The sequence below is a fragment of the Rhodococcus sp. KRD162 genome (genome assembly GCF_017168335.1).
GTDB lineage: Bacteria > Actinomycetota > Actinomycetes > Mycobacteriales > Mycobacteriaceae > Rhodococcoides.
This window is the reverse complement of the sequence record NZ_JABFAU010000003.1, coordinates 587,947-607,702: the sequence shown is the minus strand read 5'-3', so window position 1 is coordinate 607,702 and position 19,756 is coordinate 587,947. Positions and strand designations below refer to the sequence as shown.

General features: G+C 65.0%; 15 protein-coding genes. 5 read left to right on the top strand and 10 right to left on the bottom strand.

Going from position 1 to position 19,756, the window contains the following annotated elements:
- Positions 1 to 71 precede the first annotated feature (71 nt).
- On the bottom strand, positions 72 to 3,461 hold the full coding sequence (locus J1M87_RS05365; protein ID WP_206488453.1) for a DUF2126 domain-containing protein: 3,390 nt from the start codon (positions 3,459 to 3,461) through the stop codon (positions 72 to 74).
- A gap of 373 nt (positions 3,462 to 3,834) precedes the next feature.
- Between J1M87_RS05365 and J1M87_RS05360 the strand changes: the two genes are divergently transcribed.
- Positions 3,835 to 4,626: a hypothetical protein gene (locus J1M87_RS05360; RefSeq protein ID WP_241256324.1), complete on the top strand. Its 792-nt coding sequence runs from the start codon at positions 3,835 to 3,837 to the stop codon at positions 4,624 to 4,626.
- Between the two features lie 89 nt (positions 4,627 to 4,715).
- Here J1M87_RS05360 and aspS read toward each other — a convergent pair whose 3' ends face one another.
- Positions 4,716 to 6,500: an aspartate--tRNA ligase gene (gene aspS, locus J1M87_RS05355; RefSeq protein WP_206488451.1), complete on the bottom strand. Its 1,785-nt coding sequence runs from the start codon at positions 6,498 to 6,500 to the stop codon at positions 4,716 to 4,718.
- Positions 6,501 to 6,667: 167 nt separating this feature from the next.
- On the opposite strand from aspS, the gene J1M87_RS05350 reads away from it, so the two are divergent.
- The gene (locus J1M87_RS05350) at positions 6,668 to 7,591 is read left to right on the top strand and encodes a neutral zinc metallopeptidase (protein ID WP_206488450.1); all 924 of its coding nucleotides are present in this window, start codon (positions 6,668 to 6,670) and stop codon (positions 7,589 to 7,591) included.
- Positions 7,592 to 7,602: 11 nt separating this feature from the next.
- Here J1M87_RS05350 and J1M87_RS05345 read toward each other — a convergent pair whose 3' ends face one another.
- Positions 7,603 to 8,631, bottom strand: a complete 1,029-nt coding sequence (locus J1M87_RS05345) for an Rv2578c family radical SAM protein (RefSeq protein ID WP_206488448.1) — start codon at positions 8,629 to 8,631, stop codon at positions 7,603 to 7,605.
- A 124-nt stretch (positions 8,632 to 8,755) separates the two neighbouring features.
- Between J1M87_RS05345 and J1M87_RS05340 the strand changes: the two genes are divergently transcribed.
- On the top strand, positions 8,756 to 9,226 hold the full coding sequence (locus J1M87_RS05340; RefSeq protein ID WP_206488446.1) for a DUF3237 domain-containing protein: 471 nt from the start codon (positions 8,756 to 8,758) through the stop codon (positions 9,224 to 9,226).
- A gap of 7 nt (positions 9,227 to 9,233) precedes the next feature.
- Here the strand turns inward: J1M87_RS05340 and J1M87_RS05335 are convergent, their stop codons facing one another.
- From J1M87_RS05335 to J1M87_RS05325, 3 genes are read right to left on the bottom strand one after another with little or no spacing between them, the layout of a single operon-like run.
- Complete coding sequence (locus tag J1M87_RS05335; protein WP_206488444.1) at positions 9,234 to 9,890, bottom strand: hypothetical protein; 657 nt, start codon at positions 9,888 to 9,890, stop codon at positions 9,234 to 9,236.
- The gene (gene hisS / locus J1M87_RS05330) at positions 9,862 to 11,133 is read right to left on the bottom strand and encodes a histidine--tRNA ligase (RefSeq protein ID WP_206488443.1); all 1,272 of its coding nucleotides are present in this window, start codon (positions 11,131 to 11,133) and stop codon (positions 9,862 to 9,864) included. Before hisS ends, J1M87_RS05335 begins: the two co-directional genes overlap by 29 nt.
- Positions 11,134 to 11,135: 2 nt before the next feature.
- A complete protein-coding gene (locus J1M87_RS05325) occupies positions 11,136 to 11,828 on the bottom strand; it encodes an MBL fold metallo-hydrolase (protein WP_206488441.1) in 693 nt (230 codons plus the stop codon).
- A 191-nt stretch (positions 11,829 to 12,019) separates the two neighbouring features.
- Between J1M87_RS05325 and J1M87_RS05320 the strand changes: the two genes are divergently transcribed.
- Complete coding sequence (locus J1M87_RS05320; protein WP_206488438.1) at positions 12,020 to 12,883, top strand: peptidylprolyl isomerase; 864 nt, start codon at positions 12,020 to 12,022, stop codon at positions 12,881 to 12,883.
- A complete protein-coding gene (locus tag J1M87_RS05315; protein ID WP_206488436.1) occupies positions 12,880 to 13,683 on the top strand; it encodes a peptidylprolyl isomerase in 804 nt (267 codons plus the stop codon). The genes J1M87_RS05320 and J1M87_RS05315 overlap by 4 nt, the downstream gene beginning before the upstream one ends.
- A 67-nt stretch (positions 13,684 to 13,750) precedes the next feature.
- Here the strand turns inward: J1M87_RS05315 and J1M87_RS05310 are convergent, their stop codons facing one another.
- The 4 genes from J1M87_RS05310 to secF all read right to left on the bottom strand — a co-directional run bounded on the left by J1M87_RS05310 (position 13,751) and on the right by secF (position 19,756).
- Entirely contained in the window at positions 13,751 to 16,054 is a 2,304-nt protein-coding gene (locus J1M87_RS05310) for a RelA/SpoT family protein (protein WP_307830746.1), read from the bottom strand.
- A gap of 251 nt (positions 16,055 to 16,305) precedes the next feature.
- Entirely contained in the window at positions 16,306 to 16,845 is a 540-nt protein-coding gene (locus J1M87_RS05305; protein ID WP_206488432.1) for an adenine phosphoribosyltransferase, read from the bottom strand.
- Entirely contained in the window at positions 16,842 to 18,548 is a 1,707-nt protein-coding gene (locus tag J1M87_RS05300) for an ABC transporter substrate-binding protein (protein WP_206488430.1), read from the bottom strand. The genes J1M87_RS05305 and J1M87_RS05300 overlap by 4 nt, the downstream gene beginning before the upstream one ends.
- Positions 18,549 to 18,574: 26 nt before the next feature.
- Positions 18,575 to 19,756 carry a protein translocase subunit SecF gene (gene secF / locus J1M87_RS05295; RefSeq protein ID WP_206488428.1) on the bottom strand — a complete coding sequence of 394 codons (1,182 nt, stop codon included), beginning with the start codon at positions 19,754 to 19,756 and terminating at the stop codon, positions 18,575 to 18,577.

Genomic DNA, 19,756 nt, shown 5'->3' with positions numbered 1-19,756 from the left:
CCGACAACACCCGTTGCGCGTCGGACCGTGATCGATACCGGTCGACTCGTTCGTCTGTGCAGGCACACGTGTCAGGGCGTGTGAACCCCCGTCCGGCGCAGGTCCAGCATGCCGGGAGCGGTCACATCGATTGCCTGTCTAGCGTGCATCTCGAGCAATCTTGCTACGTCGACCTTCCCCGAGGTGAACCCACCCTCCTCGAAGCGGCCGTTGCGGCGCGCCTCGGCTTCGACCGAGTTCACCGGAGGACCGTCGTACGAGCGCCCGCCCGGATGTACGACGTGGTACGAGCAGCCACCCACCGCACGTCCGGTCTGCATCTCCACGAGGTCGAAACGCAGCGGACTCTGCACCTCGATCGTCGGGTGCAGAGCGCTCGGCGGCTGCCAGGCGCGGTAGCGCACTCCGGCGACCTGAACGTCCTGACGATCGGTGCGCAGCAGTGGTACCGGAACCCCGTTGCAGGTCAACAGGTATCGGCCCGCGTCGGCCCCGGCGACCTGAACCTGGATCCGCTCCACCGAGGAGTCGACGTAGCGCGCGGTCCCCGAGGAGGTCGATTCCTCTCCGAGGGTGTTCCACGGCTCGATCGCACCTCGAAGTTCGATCTCGGCGTCGCCGACGACGGTGGTACCGATCCTGGGGAACCGGAACTCGGTGAACGGGTCGAGCCAGCTGGTGTCGAAGTCGATCCCGTGTTGGCGCAGGTCCTCCACTACTCGGCCGATGTCGTTGATGACGAAGTGCGGCAGCATGTACCGGCCGTGCAGATTCGCCCCGTGCCGGATGAGTGGTGCCTCGAGCGGAGTGTCCCAGAACCGCGACACCATCGATCGCACGAGCAACGACTGCACCATTGCCATCTGGTGATGCGGCGGCATCTCGAATCCGCGCAGTTCGAGCAGTCCCAATCGGCCACGAGTCGAGTCGGGACTGTAGAGCTTGTCGATGCAGAACTCGGCGCGGTGGGTGTTGCCGGTGATGTCGGTGAGCAGGTGCCGCAGTGCCCGATCCACGACCCACGGCGACGCCGATCGATCGGCAGCCGTCAATCGCTTGATCTCGCTGAACGCGACCTCGAGCTCGTAGAGAGCTTCCTCCCGTCCCTCGTCTGCGCGGGGGGCCTGCGAGGTGGTTCCGATGAATCGGCCCGAGAACAGGTACGAGAGTGATGGATGACGCTGCCAATGCGTCAACAGAGACACCAGCAGGTCCGGTCGACGAAGCACCGGCGAATCGACCGGTGTGACGCCGCCGAGGGTGATGTGATTGCCACCTCCGGTTCCACGAGTGGTGCCGTCGTTGTCGAAACCCTCGGTGCTCAACCTGGATTTGCGCGCTTCCAGGTAGAGACGCTCCATCAGCTCGTTCTGCTCGGCCCAGGACGAGGTCGGCTGAACGTTGACCTCGATGACGCCGGGATCCGGAGTCACTGTGAGGGTTTGAATCCGCGGATCGGAGGGAGGTCCGTAGCCCTCGATGACGACCGGGGTGTCGATACTCGACGCCGCCTGCTCGACGCGAGAGACGAGATCGACGAAATCGTCCAACCGATCCATCGGCGGCATGAATACGTACAGGACCCCGTCGCGAACCTCCGCGACCATTGCGGTGACAGCGCTGCCACCGACCCGGGAAGTGTCGTTCACCAGTTTCGCGTATCGCGCCTCGGCCGGATCGACCGCACGCGGCGGCTGCTGGGTCAATTGCGGCGTGGGTAGATCCGGGGTGGGCGCAGTGGGATCGGCCGGATTCTCCACCGGCCCGCCCTCCCAGGAGACAGCACTGAGCGGCAGTCGTAGCCCGGCAGGTGAATCGCCCTCCAGCAACACTATTCGGCCGCGTCTGAGCTTCCAGTCCGCGCTCTCCCAACCGGAGCCGTCTTCGGTGCGAGAGATCGGCAACACGAACGCCGCCGGCTCGTCGGTGCTGGCATCGAGACGTTCGAGCAGGTGCCGTCTGGCGTCTGCGGAGTCGGCACCCGGTTCGAGATCGTCTTCATCGGCCGGAGGGTCACCGTACGGCTGGCGCACCAGGTCCAGCAGCCGGACCAGCGGGTCCTCATATGCTGGTCGTGCCTGCGACGCCGGCAGGCCCAAGCCCTCGACCAGTTGCTCGATCAGATACTGGGATGCGGAATTCTCGACCGGCTCCGGGCGGAGGTCTTCCGCCAACCACGGATCGGCGATCAGGTCGGAGTCGTGCCACAGGGCTTGGCCGTCGGTGCGCCAGAACAACCCCACCTGCCACCGCGGCAGTGGCTCGCCGGGGTACCACTTGCCTTGACTGCGCTGTACCAGACCATCAGGGGCGTAGATCGTCCGAAGCCGTTCGGCCAGTACGCTGGCCAGCTTTCGTTTGTGCGGGCCATCGGCCGTGGTGTTCCACTCCGGCGACTCCTGGTTCTCGATGGCCACGAATGTCGGCTCACCGCCCACGGTCAAGCGGATGTCCTGATCGAGCATCCGCTCATCGATCTTGACGGCAGTGGCCTTGATCGATCCCCACTGCTCGGCCGTGTACGGCAGCGTCGTACGCGGATCTTCGTGAACGCGAATCACGGTGTTGGAGAAATCGAGTTCGGCCTTGCACTTGCTCGTCGCACCGGAGATGGCAGCAGCAGTCGACGGGTGTGGCGTCGCCGACAGTGGGATGTGGCCTTCGCCCGCGAACAGCCCGGAGGTGGGGTCCATTCCGACCCAGCCTGCGCCGGGCAGATAGACCTCGGTCCACGCGTGCAGATCGGTGAAGTCCTCCACCGGCCCGGACGGGCCGTCCAAGGACTTGACGTCCGAGGACAACTGGACGAGGTAGCCGGAGACGAAGCGGGCGGCAAGACCCATCTGACGCAGCACCGAGACCAACAACCACGCGGAATCTCGGCAGGACCCGACGGCCGAGGTCAACGTCACGTCGGGTGTCTGCACCCCTGGTTCCATCCGCACGGAGTAGCCGACGTCACCCATGACGGCCTGGTTCGCCATCACGAGGAAGTCGATGGTGCGCAACGACTCTCCTCGTTCGACAACGGCGGCCTGGAGCTTCTCCACCCAGGCCGAGACCACCGGGCCGGGACCCGACCCGGCTTTGCCCTCGTCCACCGGACGCAGGTACGGCTCCAGGTCAGGCAGATCGTGTTCTTCGTAGGCGAATCCGTAGTGCTCCGCCCAGTCCTCGACGAAGAAATCCAGCGGGTTGATCGAGGCCATGTCCGCGACGAGTCCGACGGTGATCGACAGGTGATCGGTGCGCTCGGGAAACACCACTCGGGCCAGGAAGTTGCCGAACACGTCCTGCTGCCAGTTGACGAAGTGCTCTGCTGGTTCGATCTTCAGCGAATACGCCTCGACAGGCGTGCGCGAATGCGGCGCCGGCCGCAGCCGAATCTCGTGCGGAAAGATCTTGACAGTGCGGTCGAACTTGTAGCTGGTGCGGTGTTCGAGTGCAACTTTGATGCCCACGGCGAGCCCCTCGTGATAGTCCCGGTATGGGTAGAAAACCCAACCTTAGTAGGACCACGCCGGGTGCGCTCGGCAAGAAAAATCGATGCGGAAGAGCGCGATCGAACATTCGGGCCGGGCGCGACATCGAAATGTCGAACGCCTTGACACACAGAACTGTCTGCGGTTCGCTCAGCCTGAAAATAAGGACGAATCGTCGACGTACTTCGCCAGAGACCGAAGGGTACAACGTGAGTGAGAACCCGCCCAATGGGCCGCAATACGGTGGCGAACCCAATCCCGAGCAACCGGACCCGAACACGCCGCCCACTCCCGGGAGCGGCTATCCCCCACCGGGCGGCTACCCACCACCCGGCAACGAGGTGGGGGGTAGTTGCCGGGCAGCTATCCACCACCGCCCGGCAACTACCCCCCACCTCCCGGCAACTTCGGTAACTACGGCAACCAGGGCTTCGGGCAGGCACCGCTCGCACCCAATCCCGGTCGACTCGAAGTCGGTACGGCGCTGAGCTACGGCTTCGACAAGTTCAAGGCGAACGCCGGACCGTGGCTCGGCGTCACCGCCATAGTGTGGGCCGTCGGCATCTTCGTCTTCTTCGTGACGTTTGCATCGACGCTGACCGCTGCAATCGCGGCCGCCGATCGCGGCGACTCCGCCGTCGTCGCCACGACCTCCGGTGTGGCGATCGTCATCGGTGCCATCGCCACATTCGTGTCCTACCTCGTCAGTGCCGCGTTCGTGCGTGGTGCATTGGACGAGACGGGCGAGCAGCAAGCACCTGCCTTCGGGCGGTTCTTCCAGTTCACCAATGTTCCCCAGATTGCGATCCTGGCGCTGATCGGCGCGGTGGTGAGCCTTGTGCTCAGCTTCATTCCCTTCGTGGGAACCCTGCTCAGCGTCATCATCGGATTCCTGCTCACCTTTGCGCTGACATTCCTGGTCGACCGAAACCAGACAGCGATCGAGTCCATCAAGTCGAGTGTCGACCTGACCGTCAAGAACATCGGACCACTGATTCTGCTCCTGCTGCTTCTGGCAGTGATCAACATCGTCGGGGCGTTGCTGTGCGGCTTGGGTCTGCTGGTGACACTTCCGGTCTCGGTCATCACGATCAACTACGCCTACCGCGTGCTCACCGGTGCGCCGGTGTCACCCGCGCGCTGACCCGACTGCTTCCGAACGAACTGCCGCGAACAGACGAAGGTCCCCGTAGCACGAGCGAGCGCTACGGGGACCTTCGCTTTCGACTCTTCTCAGGCCTCGGCCGGTTCTTCCTTCTTCTCCGGCTTGAAGTCGACGCCCGATTCCTTACGCTGCTGCAGCGTGATCGGTGCCGGCGCGTCGGTCAACGGGTCGATGCCGCCGCCGGACTTCGGGAACGCAATGACCTCACGGATGGAATCCACACCTGCGAGCAGGGCGGTGATGCGATCCCAGCCGAACGCGATGCCGCCGTGCGGCGGTGCCCCGTAGCTGAAGGCATCGAGCAGAAAGCCGAACTTCTCCTGAGCTTCTTCCTTGCCGATACCCATCATCGCGAACACCCGTTCCTGAATGTCCTTGCGGTGGATACGAATACTGCCGCCGCCGATCTCGTTGCCGTTGCAGACGATGTCGTAGGCATACGCCAGGGCAGAACCGGGGTCGGTGTCGAAGGTGTCCATCGACTCCGGCTTCGGCGAGGTGAACGCATGGTGGACCGCGGTCCAAGCACCGGATCCGACGGCCACGTCACCACTGGCAGTGGCGTCCGACGTGGGCTCGAACAGCGGAGCGTCGACGACCCACACGAACGCCCAGGCCTTGGGGTCGATCAGGTCCAGCTTACGAGCGATCTCGCCGCGCACGGCACCGAGCAATCCGCGCGACGCCTTGACCGGACCCGCGGAGAAGAAGATCGCATCGCCGTTGTTCGCACCGACGTGCGCGGCCAGGCCGTCGCGCTCGGCATCGGTCAGGTTCTTGGCAACCGGGCCACCCAGAGTGCCGTCTTCACCGACGAGAACGTAGGCCAGGCCCTTGTGTCCACGTTGTTTGGCGAATTCCTGCCAGCGATCCAACTGCTTGCGCGGCTGCGACGCGCCGCCGGGCATGACGACCGCACCGACGTACGGAGCCTGGAACACACGGAACGTGGTCTCGGAGAAGAAGTCCGTGCACTCGACCAGTTCGATGTCGAATCGGAGATCGGGCTTGTCCGAACCGTAACGGCGCATGGCCTCGGCGTACGTGATCCGCGGGATCGGCGCGGTGAAGTGGTGCCCGACCAGTTTCCACAGCGCAGCCAGAATTTCCTCGGCCAGCAGCATGACGTCGTCTTGAGTGACGAAGCTCATCTCGACATCGAGCTGGGTGAACTCGGGTTGGCGGTCTGCGCGGAAATCCTCGTCGCGGTAGCAGCGAGCTATCTGGTAGTACCGCTCGATGCCGCCGACCATCAACAACTGCTTGAACAGCTGCGGACTCTGCGGCAGTGCGTAGAAGCTGCCGGGCTGCAACCTCGCCGGAACCAGGAAGTCGCGTGCACCCTCGGGAGTGGATCGAGTCAACGTCGGCGTCTCCACCTCGACGAACTCGTGATGGGCGAGCACCGAACGGGCTGCGGCGTTGACGTGCGAGCGCAGGCGGATCGCACGCCCCGGTCCCTCACGACGCAGATCGAGGTAGCGATACTTCAGACGCGCTTCCTCGCCCGGCTGATCGTCGAGCTGGAACGGCAGCGGCGCAGCCTCGGACAGCACCTCGATCTCGGTTGCTTCGACCTCGATCGCACCGGTGGGAATCTCGTAGTTCGCGTTGCCCTCCGGACGCCCCTCGACCTTGCCGGTCACCTTCACGACGTACTCGGAGCGAAGCCGGTGGGCCTGCTCGAGTGCCGCGCCCTCTCGGAAGACCACCTGGGAGACACCGGACGCGTCCCGTAGGTCGATGAAGATGACTCCGCCGTGATCGCGTCGACGGGCCACCCATCCCGTCAGCGTCACGGTTCGGTCGACGTGCTCGGGGCGTAATGAGCCGGCGAGGTGGGTGCGCAGCACGGGTGTCCTTTCGAGAAAAATCCGTTGATCGTGTTCTTCGCTGACCGATCCTACGGAGGACATGACCGTAGAAGGAAACGAGATCGTGCCCCGCATGCGAAGCTATGGCCGACAGTGGCGATTTCGGTCCCCACCACAGCGGGGCACGGGCGGAGAGGATCTCGGACATGACCTTCAGAGAAGGTTCGCGGATGGAACGGGGCCGAGTGTCCGTCGGCGGCCGCGGGGGCGGCGGACGGGGCGGCAAACTGGCCATCGGCGGCGGTGCGGGAGGCCTGGTCGTCATCGTTCTCGCGTTGCTGTTCGGTGGCGATCCGGGCTCGATTCTCAATCAGATCAGTGGCGGCGACAGCTCCGCCGGTCAGGTGGACACCGGAGCATCGGGGACGTTGGAGGGCTGTGACACTGAGGCAGACGCGAACCGCAAGATCGACTGCCGTATCGGGTTCACGGTATCGAGCCTGGACACCGTGTGGGAATCGCAGCTGCAGTCCCAGACCGGTGTCGCCTACGTCCAACCCCCGGTGCGACTGTTCTCGGGTTCGATCAACACCGGTTGCGGTAACGCCACCAGCGCCGTCGGGCCGTTCTACTGCCCGGCCGATTCGACGGCGTACTTCGACACGAGTTTCTTTCAGGTACTGGTGGACCAATTCGGCTCCAGCGGTGGCCCCCTGGCCCAGGAGTACGTCGTGGCGCACGAGATCGGCCACCACATCCAGAACCAGCTGGGCGATATCGGGCGAGCGCAGACCGATCCACAGGGGCCCGAGTCCGGCGGCGTCCGGGTGGAATTGCAGGCCGATTGCTATGCCGGCATCTGGGCGCACTACGCGTCGAACATCGTCGACCCGGACACCGGAGTGCCCTTTCTCGAGCCGCTGACCCGTACCGATATCGACGACGCCCTCTCGGCCGCGTCCTCGGTGGGCGACGACCGGATTCAGCAGGCGTCGACCGGTCGCGTCAACCCCGAGGGCTGGACGCACGGCTCGTCAGCTCAGCGTCAGGCCTGGTTCGCCACGGGATACCAGACCGGACAGGTGTCGGCATGTGACACGTTCTCGGCGCGCGATCTCGACAACCCCTGAACAGGCACCGATCAGAACAAGGTGAGAGCCGGACCCGAGGTCACCAACTCGCGCGATTCGGCAGGCTCGTTCGCAGGCAACGGGCGGGTCTGTTCGGCGGCGAACCCGTAGGTGTCGAGCAGCGGATCGATTCTCGCTGCGAGCCACCGCTTGTACTCCGGGGTCACGTACGCCCCGTGCCCGTACAGCTGGCGGTATCTGCGTACCAACGCAGGATGTTCTTTCACCAGCCAGTTCATGTACCAGTCCTTGGTGCTCGACCGTAGATGCATCGGAAGCGCCGTCACAGTCGTCGCTCCCGCCTCGGCCAGTGCCCCGATCAGGCCGTCGAGTTGCTTGGCACCGTCGGTCAGGAAGGGGATCACCGGTGCCACCAGAACACCGCACTCGAGACCTGCGTCTCGGACAGCGCGGATCAGGTCCAATCGTGCGCGGGGACTGGGTGTTCCGGGTTCGAGCTGCTTCTGCAGATCGGCGTCGTGGATGGCGAGGCTGATACTGACATGTACGTCCACCTGCTGGGCAGCCAAGGTCAGCAGAGGTAGATCGCGACGCAACAGTGTGCCCTTGGTGAGTATCGAGAACGGTGTCCCCGATTCGGTCAGCGCACGAATGATGCCCGGCATCAAGCGGTAACGCCCCTCCGCCCGCTGGTACGGGTCGGTATTGGTCCCGAGTGCGACCGGCTCGCGCTTCCACGATCTGCGGGAAAGTTCCTTGCGCAGCACCGCAGCCACGTTCGTCTTGACAACGATCTGAGAGTCGAAGTCGTTGCCGGAGTCCAGATCCAGATACTCGTGTGTGGGCCGGGCGAAGCAGTACCGACACGCGTGCGAGCACCCACGCATCGGGTTGACCGTCCACGAGAACGGTAACCTCGATTCGCCCGGGACTTCGTTCAGCGCGCTCTTGCACAGCACCTCGTGAAAGGTGATGCCCTCGAACTCCGGTGTCTGCACGCTACGGACCAGCCCCGATCGCTCGAGACCCGGTAGCGCGCCGTCATCGGCGGCATCGAGACTCTGACCGGCCCATCGCATACACATAGTCGAACATGTGTTCTATCCCGTGTCAAGGTCGGCACCGGGTCGCCTGTACCCGATCGGGCGTGGTCGCCGAAGGGCGATAGCGTAGGCCCTCAGTCGATTCTAGGAGTGCACCACCGTGACCGCCCCGAACACACCGACGCTCGAACCCATTCTGCGACTCGGATTGACCCTCGGCCCCGCACTCGACATCGGCTCGGTGCCCGAAGGCGAGCGACTGGTCACCACCGTGCTCGGCGGTGCCGCCCCCGGCCCGGACATCGAGGGGACCCTTGCTGCCGGGTCGACCGTCGTCAGTGTGACGCGGCCCGACGGGTGCACCGAGTTCAGCAGCGACCTCGTCCTCGAACTCGCTACCGGCGGCTACCTTTCACTGGACTATCGCGGAGTTCAATTCGGCCCGGCCGAGATCATCGAGGCACTCGGTGATCCCGATCGAGAAGTGGACCCCGCAACCTATTACTTCCGCGGCACGCTGCGGGTGGCAACGGCGGTTCCGAAATTCGCCTATCTCAACCGGGCGCTGGTCGTCACCTCCGGATCACGATCGGCCGGGGCCGTCGTGCTCGATGCATTCCTGGTGACCTGACCACAGCTCAGTCGAGCAGCCGAGCGACCTCCCGGTCGGTGAGCGTCGCCTGCGGAGTGCGGCCCTTGCTGCGCACCAGATCGATCGCGCGATAGAGCGGCCGCTCGTCGAGTCCGGCATCTCGTGCCTCGGCTCGCAACTGATCCACCAGTACCGAGGCGATGGCCGCGGCCGGTACCAGCTCGGTGGTCCACAGCGAGTCGGCGAGTGTCCGCAACGCCAGAATCGGCAGTTCGCGGCCGCCACCGTTGGTGTAAAGCGCCAACGGCACGACGATTCGGGTGCGTCCGTCGTAGAGCCGCAACGAGATCTGGTCGATTCGGGCCGTCCGCACGGTCAGCTCGGCCGTCACCACCTCGGGCATCTTCAGCCTGCGGGTTCGTATACCCCGGGAGCACAATCGGGATCCGTCGAGCCACACCCTGCGGCGTAGACCCAGCCAGCCCGACACCACGACCGGACCACCCACCGCAACGCCGACGACAACTGCCACCCACATCGGGAGGAACAGCGCCAAGACGACGGCGAGCACGATCGCTACCGCGAGCGCACCGAGCACGACCTTGCGCAGTTTCGGTGCCAAGAGGTCCGCAGAGACCAGATCCAGAGCTATCGGACCGGGCCCGGGCCGAGGTTCACCGGCCAAGGCGCGTCCCGAGAGCATCGACCACGTCGGCCAACGCAACGGTGTCCTGTTCGCCGTTCGTGAGGTCCTTCACCAGAACCGATTCCGCCGCCAACTCCTGCTCGCCCAACACCAGTGCATAGCGTGCTCCGGAGCGGTCGGCGGCTTTCATGGCACCCTTGATGCCGCGGTTTCCGTAGGCCATGTCGACGGCGATACCTCGCTCGCGCAACTGCGCCGCGATGTCGACGATCGTCAGCTTTGCATCGGCCCCCATCGGAACGCCGAAAACCTGGCACCGCGAGGTCGCTCCTGCGGTCTTGCCCTCCGCGGCGAGGGCGAGAACGGTTCGATCGACGCCGAGACCGAATCCGATACCCGACAGCGCCTGTCCCCCCAGCTGCTCCATCAGGCCGTCGTAGCGCCCGCCGCCGCCGATACCGGATTGCGCGCCCAAACCATCGTGCACGAACTCGAACGTCGTCTTGGTGTAGTAATCCAACCCGCGCACCATGCGCGGATTCACCAGGTACGGAACGTTCATCACGTCCAGGTAGGCCAGCACCTCGTCGAAGTGCTCTTTCGCCGACACCGAGAGGTGATCGAGCATCAGCGGTGCGTCGGCAGTCATCGCGCGCACCTCCGGCCGCTTGTCGTCGAGCACCCGCAGCGGATTGATCTCGGCGCGCCGACGGGTTTCCTCGTCCAAGTCGAGCGCGAAGAGGAACTGCTGCAACAGCTCTCGATACTGTGGTCGACACGTGTCATCGCCGAGGGAAGTGATCTCGAGCCGGAATCCGGTGAGCCCGAGGGCTCGGAAGCCTGCATCGGCCACGGCGATGACCTCGGCGTCCAGAGCCGGATCGTCGATGCCGATCGCCTCGACTCCCACCTGCTGAAGTTGCCGATACCGGCCGGCCTGCGGACGCTCGTAGCGAAAGAACGGCCCGGCGTAGGCCAGCTTGACCGGCAGAGCCCCCCGGTCCAGTCCGTGCTCGATCACCGCACGCATGACTCCGGCGGTCCCCTCGGGACGCAGCGTCACCGATCTGTCGCCACGGTCGGCGAAGGTGTACATCTCCTTGCTCACCACATCGGTCGACTCCCCGACTCCACGGGCGAACAGCCCGGTGTCCTCGAAGATCGGCAGTTCGATGTGGCCGTAGCCGGCGGTACGGGCGGCATCGAGCAGCCCTTCCCGTACCGCGACGAACTCGGCCGAGTGCGGCGGAAAGTAATCAGGGATGCCCTTGGGCGCAGAAAAGGCGGTCGGCTTGCTCACGGTCACACCTTCCCTTGATCGGGGTCGCCGAGTCCAACGAGGAAAGGATTGGACCCGCGCTCCTGACCGATCGAACTCTGGCCTCCATGGCCTGGAAGTACCACGGTGGCGTCGTCGAGCGGCAACAACCGGGACGCGATGGACCGCAAGAGCTGGTCGTGGTCGCCGCCCGGCAGATCGGTTCTTCCGATGGATCCGGCAAAGAGCGTGTCACCGGTCAGCGCCAACGGGACCGAGCCGTCCGGGCCGTCCGCCCGACTGAGGAACACAACCGAACCCTGGGTGTGCCCAGGGGTGTGAATCACCGTGAACTCGATTCCCGCGAGCTCGAGCTGTTGCCTGTCCACGAGCTCGATCACCTCGTCCGGTTCGCGAAACTCGGCATCGCCCAGCACGGCGGCCAACGCCGGACCCGTCCCCTTGACCGGATCCGACAGCATGTACCGATCCTCCGGTGCGATGTACGCCGCAATGCCGAATTTCTGGCAGATCGGTTCCACCGACCACGTGTGGTCGAGATGGCCATGCGTGAGCAATACCGCCGTGGGAGTCAGCGAGGACCGCGTCAGAAAGTCGATCAGCGGATCCGCGGCGTCCTGGCCGGGATCGACGATGACACACTCGGACGCGTCGTCCTGGGCGAGGATGTAACAGTTCGTCTGAAACATCCCTGCGGGGAATCCGGTGACGAGCAAACCAATCGCTCCTAAAGGCTGAGGCCGAAGTACCGACCAAGCTTAGTGGGACCGTTCCGATCGGGTCCCCCCAGCATGCTCTCAGGCAGCAATGGCAAACTCGCGTTGGCCGATTATCGGCCGGTACCACCTGATCGGTCCGTGCAGCGAGCGGGCGAGGTCGATCTTCGGACAAGTGGGAGGAACACGAATTGCCCAGCAACGAGCAACGGCGCGAGGCTGCCAAACGAAAGCTCGAACGCCAACTCGTACGCCGCGCAGAGCGCGCGCGGCGTCGTAAGCAATTGACGATCGCCGGTTCCATCCTCGGTGTCGTCGCGGTCGTGGCAGTGGTCTCGGTCGTGTACGTGGTGACCCGAGGAGACGACGATGCGAGCACCGCTTCGGCGTCGACCACCTCGGCCTCCGCCGACTCCCTCATCGCATCGGGACGCACCGAACCGCTGCCCGAGACGGTGAACTGCTCGTACCCGGCCGCGGCCGGGCCTGCGGCCAAGGAGAACACACCCCCGCGCACCGACAACGTGCCCACCAGTGACGAACCACTGAGCTACAGCATGGAGACCACGGCGGGCAACATCGGGTTGACACTGAACAACCCCGAGTCGCCGTGCACCGTGAACAGCTTCGTCTCGCTCGCCAATCAGGGATACTTCGACGGCACCACCTGCCACCGGCTGACCACTGGCCCCGGTCTGAAGGTTCTGCAGTGCGGCGATCCCACCGGCACCGGACAGGGTGGGCCGGGTTACCAGTTCGCCGACGAATTCCCCACCGATACCTTCGCGGAGGGCGACCCCGCGGCGCAAACTCCGATCACGTACCCGCGAGGGACGTTGGCGATGGCCAATGCGGGTCCCGGAACCAACGGCAGCCAGTTCTTCCTCGTCTACGGCGACTCGGAACTGCCGCCTGCCTACACCGCATTCGGCACCATCGACGAGACCGGACTTGCGACCCTCGACGCCATCGCGGCCAAGGGAGTGCAGGGCGGCGGATCGGACGGACCGCCCGCGGAGCCCGTCGACGTCACGAACATAGTGAGCGATTTGTGAACCGAACCTCCTCGCTCGTGGTCGCAGTTTCGGCCGCGGCGCTGATGTTGGCAGGTTGTTCTTCGTCGTCGGAGCCTTCTGCCGTACCGGCCGCAACGTCCTCATCGACGACGACCCCTCAGGCGACGACGCCTCGACAGTCGCAGGCCCCGGTTCTGGATTTGTCTCGATTCGGCGCACTGCCGGCCGTGCCGCAGCCGACGACCGACGTGGTGTCCTGTGCGTATCCGGAACAGCCGCCTGCCGCGAAGGAGGTCAACCCACCTCCGACGGACAATGTGGACGTGTTCGGAACCGTGGATGTGGCGCTGTCGACCTCTCGAGGTCCGATAGACATCACCATGGACCGGACGCAGGCCCCCTGCACGGTCAACAGCGTCCTGAGCCTGGTTCAGCAGGGGTACTTCGACGGCACGCCCTGTCATCGGTTGACGACGTCACCGGGTCTCGAGGTGCTGCAGTGCGGTGATCCCTCCGGATCCGGTCGGGGCGGTCCGGGATACAGCTTCGCCAACGAATACCCGACGACTGCGTACGCCGACGATCCCGGTCAGGCGCAGAATCCAGTGGTCTACCCGCGCGGGACGCTTGCAATGGCCAACGCCGGACCGGATACCAACGGCAGTCAGTTCTTCCTGGTGTACGCCGATTCGGTGTTGCCACCGCAGTACACCGTGTTCGGGACCATCTCCGAGAGTGGTCTGCAGACCCTCGACGCCATCGCGGCGGCAGGGGTGGCCGGAGGCTCCGAGGACGGTGCGCCTGCGGACCCGGTGATCATCGAATCAGCAACGGCGTAGCTCATATCGGGCGGTGCGAGAGGGTGAGCAGAAACATCGCTCACCCTCTCTCCCGTGTGGTGTGTTCTCAGGCTGCCGATGTGAGCCGATAGACGTCGTACACGCCCTCGACGTTGCGAACGACGTTCAACACGTGACCGAGATGCTTGGGATCTCCCATCTCGAAGGTGAACTTGCTGATCGCAACCCTGTCTCCCGAGGTAGCGACGGACGCCGAGAGGATGTTGACCCTCTCGTCGGCCAACGCTTTGGTGACATCGGAGAGCAGCCGGTGCCGGTCGAGTGCCTCGATCTGAATGGCGACCAGAAACACCGACGAGGCCGACGGCGCCCACTGCACCTCGATGAACCGCTCGGACTGCTCCTCGAGCGAACGGGCGTTGGTGCAGTCGGTACGGTGGACGCTCACCGACCCACCGCGGGTGACGAATCCGAGGATTTCGTCGCCCGGCACCGGGGTGCAGCACTTGGCGAGTTTGGCAACGATGCCCTCCGCCCCGGTGACCAGCACTCCGGCATCGCCGACCTGACGCGGCCGCGTCGGAATGGTGGACGGGGTCGAACGCTCCGCGAGTTCTTCCTCGACGTCGCCGACACCACCGAGATGGGCCACCAGGCGCTGCACCACGTGCTGCGCGGATACATGGTTCTCACCGACGGCGGTGTAGAGCGCAGAGACGTCGACATACCGTAGTTCGTGCGCGATCCCGGACATGGATTCGGCATTCATCAACCGCTGCAACGGAAGTCCGCCTCGGCGCACTTCCTTCGCGATGGCGTCCTTACCTGCCTCCAGCGCTTCCTCGCGGCGTTCCTTCGCGAACCACTGGCGAATCTTGGTCTTCGCCCGCGGCGACACCACGAATCCCTGCCAGTCGCGGCTGGGGCCGGCGGATGCGGCTTTGGAGGTGAAGACCTCGACCACTTCACCGTTGTCCAGAGTGCGCTCGAGCGCGACGAGTCGACCGTTGACCCGGGCACCGATACACCGATGGCCCACCTCGGTATGCACCGCATACGCGAAGTCGACCGGACACGAGCCTGCGGGCAGCGTGACGACGTCTCCCTTGGGTGTGAAGACGAAGATCTCCTTGACCGCGAGGTCGTATCGCAGCGACTCGAGGAACTCGCCGGGATCGGCGGCTTCCCGCTGCCAATCGAGCAACTGGCGCATCCACGCCATGTCGTCGACCTCGGTGTTGTCCTGGGAGTGTTTGCCCTTGGTCTCCTTGTACCGCCAATGCGCGGCGATTCCGAACTCCGCCGTCCGGTGCATGTCCCGGGTGCGGATCTGCACCTCCAGTGGCTTACCCTCCGGGCCGATCACCGTGGTGTGCAGCGACTGATACACCCCGTAGCGTGGCTGAGCGATGTAGTCCTTGAAGCGGCCGGCCATGGGCTGCCACAACGAATGCACGACGCCCACCGCGGCGTAGCAGTCGCGAATCTCGTCGCACAGAATCCGTACGCCCACGAGGTCGTGGATGTCGTCGAAGTCGCGACCTTTGACGATCATCTTCTGATAGATCGACCAGTAGTGCTTCGGCCTGCCCTCGACCACCGCGCTGATTCGCGACGCAGACAGGGTCGCGTTGATCTCGGCTCGTACCTTTTCGAGGTAGGTGTCGCGCGACGGTGCCCGGTCCGCGACGAGGCGCACGATCTCGTCGTACTTCTTGGGGTGCAGAATGGCAAAAGCCAGATCCTCCAGCTCCCATTTGACCGTCGCCATTCCGAGCCGATGAGCAAGCGGCGCAATGACTTCCAGCGTTTCCTTCGCTTTTCGCGCCTGCTTCTCCGGTGGCAGAAAACGCATGGTACGCATGTTGTGCAGTCGGTCCGCGACCTTGATGACCAGCACTCGGGGATCCCGCGCCATCGCGATGATCATCTTGCGGATGGTCTCGCCCTCGGCCGCGGTCCCCAGCACGACCTTGTCCAGTTTGGTCACGCCGTCGACCAGATGGGACACCTCGTCGCCGAATTCTTCGGTCAACGTGGCAAGCGAATAACCCGTGTCCTCGACGGTGTCGTGCAGCAGCGCCGCCACCAGGGTGGTGGTGTCCATTCCCAGCTCCGCCAAAATGTTCGCCACGGCAAGCGGATGGGTGATGTACGGATCGCCGGATTTACGCATCTGCGATGCATGCAGCTCGTCGGCGACGTCGTAAGCGCGCTGCAGCAGCGCGAGATCGGCTTTGGGGTACAGCTCACGATGCAGGCTGACCAGCGGCTCGAGCACCGGCTTGACCGCTGCGCTGCGGCCGGCGGTGATGCGACGCGCCAGACGTGCACGTACCCGTCGCGAGGCCGACGTCGGCACCGGCGGCGAACTACGCGTCCCGGAGGGAGCCTGGGCGTCGTTCGGCACCCGTGGGGCTGCGGCGGACGGGCGCGCATCCGCGGACCCCACTGCCGGCTCGCTGCCAGACGTGGTCACGGCCTCATCGGCTGCCGTTGCCACGTCCTCGGCCCGCTCGACGGTGTCCGGCCGCTCGGGGACGGCAGACCCATCAGGCAAGGGCTGATCGATGTAACGGGTCACTCTCATCACCTCCTGCCACACGTTCCACACTGTCGCCGGACGGATCCGGTGATCGCACTACATACAGACTTTAGTCCTCATACACGAACCAGGCAGTCGAGCGGGTAACCACTGCACCTGTCGCGACCGTTCAGGGCTCCGATCTCGAGCACGACGGACGCGCCGACTATCACCGCGCCTTGATCGGCCAACAGCCGTGCTGTCGCGTCGACGGTACCGCCGGTGGCCAGCACATCGTCCACCACCAGCACCCGGCGTCCGGCGACGTCGATCGCCGTCGGGATCTGCAACTCGGCGGTGCCGTATTCGAGATCGTAGGCCCGAGTGTGCACCGGAGGCGGCAATTTTCCGGCCTTGCGCACCGCGAGCACCCCGCAGCCGAGTTCGAGCGCCACGCCCGCACCCAACAGGAACCCACGTGCATCGATGCCCGCCACCAGATCGACATCGCCGAATCCCCGTGCCAGTTCCGACACCACCGTGCGCAGCGCAGGGCCATCGGCGAACACCGGCGTCAGATCACCGAAACGCACACCGGGAACGGGAAAGTCCTCCACCCACCGCGTCAGCCGAGCTACCGCAGCGGCTGCGCCCGATCCGTCTGCTGTTTCGTTCATCGAAGAAGAACCCACCGATCCATGTTCCATCCGGCACCTGCTGCCGTCGGGTTGGCCACCACGTCCTGCATTCCGTCACTGACGACGGTGGTCCGCGGCTCGTTGTACAGCGGTAGCGACGGCATGTCGTTCCACAGAATGTTCTCGCCCTCGGTGGCGAGGGCCAGTATCCGCTCCGGATCGTCGGTCACGGCCAATTGATCGACGATGGCGTCGATCCTGCCGTTGCTGTAACCACCGAAGTTCAGGCCTATCCCCGTCCGCAGCGAATATCGTGCGAGTACTCCGGAAGCCGAACCCGAGGGTCCCGGTAGCGAACCGGTGTTGCCGAGAACCGCGTCGACCGCGCCGTCGCGGAGGGCGGACGGGGTGAACTCGGTCGAGCTCGCGTCCTGGATCGTGATGCCCGCAGCCGCGCAGTCGGTGGCCATCCGGCTCACCTCCTGGGCGCGGCGCGCGTCCGGGGCCCGGTACCCGACCCGGACGGTCAGGGCACTCTCGCCTGCAGCGGCGAGTTCCTTGCTCGCCTGATCCAGATTCGAGCGCTGATAGCGATCACCGATCACCGTTGCCACCGATGGATACTGCAGCGTGTCGGGCTCGACGAGCCGGGCATCGACAACGCCCGAACCGAGACCGGCACTCGCTGCCTGCGAGCCGGGGTGTCCCAGGGTGTCGAACAGATCAGATCTCGGGATGCACGCGGCCACCGCCCGGCGCGCGCTCGCCTCGGCCAGCGCCCCCGTCGTGGCGAAGGTCAACTGTTCGACGCCTCGTGACGGCTGCGAGGTGGTGGCGAATCCCTCGGTCTCACCGACGGCGTCGAAGGCACCGGTGCCCTGATCGATCACGTCCAGGGACCCGTCCGCCACCTTCGCCGCGGTGTCGGTGCCCCGGGGCCAGACGACGACCTGCTCGGTCTCCGGCGGAATTCCCCACCAGGCATCGTTGGCGACGAGAACGAGACCGCCCTCCTCGGTGTACGACTCGACTCGATACGGCCCGGCCGAGGGCAGCAACGAGGTGTCGATCGAGCCCGGCGTCAGGGTCCACCCGGTGTTCCAGAAGTCGGCGATCCGACTCACGACATCCGTGTCGTCGGCCAGGATCGGATCCACGACGTTCGGCACTCCGGCAGCCCGAGCGGCGACGTGTGCGGGCAGTAGATCGGTGGCACCGAACAGCGCGCGCCAGTTCTGATAGTTGCGCCCCGGAGCGAACACGACCGTGGCTTCCTTGCCACCGGGGACGCAGTCGATCCGGTCGATGTCCGAGTAACCCGCCGTCGACGCCGCGTCGAACATGGGGCGATCGGTGGCGAATCGGCCGCTGTTCGCCGCCCAGGCAAGGACCAGGTCGTCGCAGGCCATCGGGGCACCGTCGGAGTAGGTCGCGGCCGGGGCAATGGAGTACTGCACGGTCAACGTGTCCCCGGGTACAACAGTCTCGGTGCCGATGTCGTTGTCCGAGAGCGCACCTCCCTCGGGACCGAGGTAGTTGAAGCCCACCTGCACTCGGGTGAACGCCTGTCTGGCCCCCGAGGACGCGCCGTCGACGGTTCGCGCGTTGTACGTATCGACGACATTGTCGAACGAATAGCCGATCGAGGGCACTTTGTCCCCGGCCGGCGAACACGCGGTGATGGACACTGCCGCAGCGCTGGCTGCCACCAGTGCTGCGCTCCACCTGCGTTTCACGTGCACGCTCCGTCCCAGTCGAGAATGGCTGTCTACCGTCGCTTCTTGTTTCGCTTTCCGGTAGGTCGGTTTCCCGGCTGCGGGGTCGACCCCTTGGTGGTCGACACTCCGACGGCCACCGGCTCCGGCGCGAGTCCGGCTGCGCGAGCAGCGGCCTCCGCTCGCTTGGAGTGCACCTTCCGAGTGTGCGCGGCGACCGGACCCCACTTCTCCTTGAGTGTCACCAGCAGCGGGGTGGCGAAGAAGATCGACGAATATGCACCGACGATCATGCCGACGAGCTGTACCAGCGCCAGGTCTTTCAGTGTGCCGACCCCGAGGAGCCACACGGCGATGACCATGAGCGCGAGCACCGGAAGCACACCGATCACCGTCGTGTTGATCGAGCGCATCAGAGTCTGGTTGACCGCGAGGTTGGCCTGCTCCGCGAACGTCTTTCGATGCAGATTCAGGATGCCGCGCGTGTTCTCCTCGACCTTGTCGAACACCACCACCGAGTCGTACAGCGAGAAGCCGAGAATCGTCAGCAAGCCGATGACCGTCGCCGGAGTCACCTCGAATCCGACGAGCGAGTAGACGCCCGCGGTGACGACCAAGTCGAAACCGAGAGCAGCCAGGGCAGCGAATGCCATGTCTCGCTCGTATCGGATCGCGATGTAGATGCTGACGATGACCAAGAACACCGCCAGGGCGATCAACGCCTTCTGGGTGATCTGGCTCCCCCAGGTCTCACTGACATCGGACACGCTGATGGCATTGGGCGTTGCGGTGCCGCTGCTGTCCTGTGGCTGAAAAGCCTGGAACAACGCCTGCCGCAAACTGTCCACTTCACTGGGGTCGAGAGCTTCGGAGCGAATCTGCACCGTCGCTGCCGCCCCCGAGCCGACGGTCTGTACCGACACCGGATCCGTCCCGAGCGTGTCGTTGAAGACGGTCTCGACCCGCTCGGTGGAGATGTTGTCGGCGGCGGGCAGCGCGATGCGAGTTCCGCCCTCGAAGTCGATACCGAGGGTGAAGCCGCGCACGAGGAAACTCAGCAGGCACACCAGCACGATGACACCGGTGAGGATGTAGTAGAACCGGCGACGACCGACGATGTCGAAGGCACCGGTACCGGTGTAGAGCCTGGACAACCAACTGTGCTTGGGCTGGGTCGACTGATCGACACCCGAATCGTCGAGGGGCGACGGGGTCGACGTGCTCGTATCCGACAT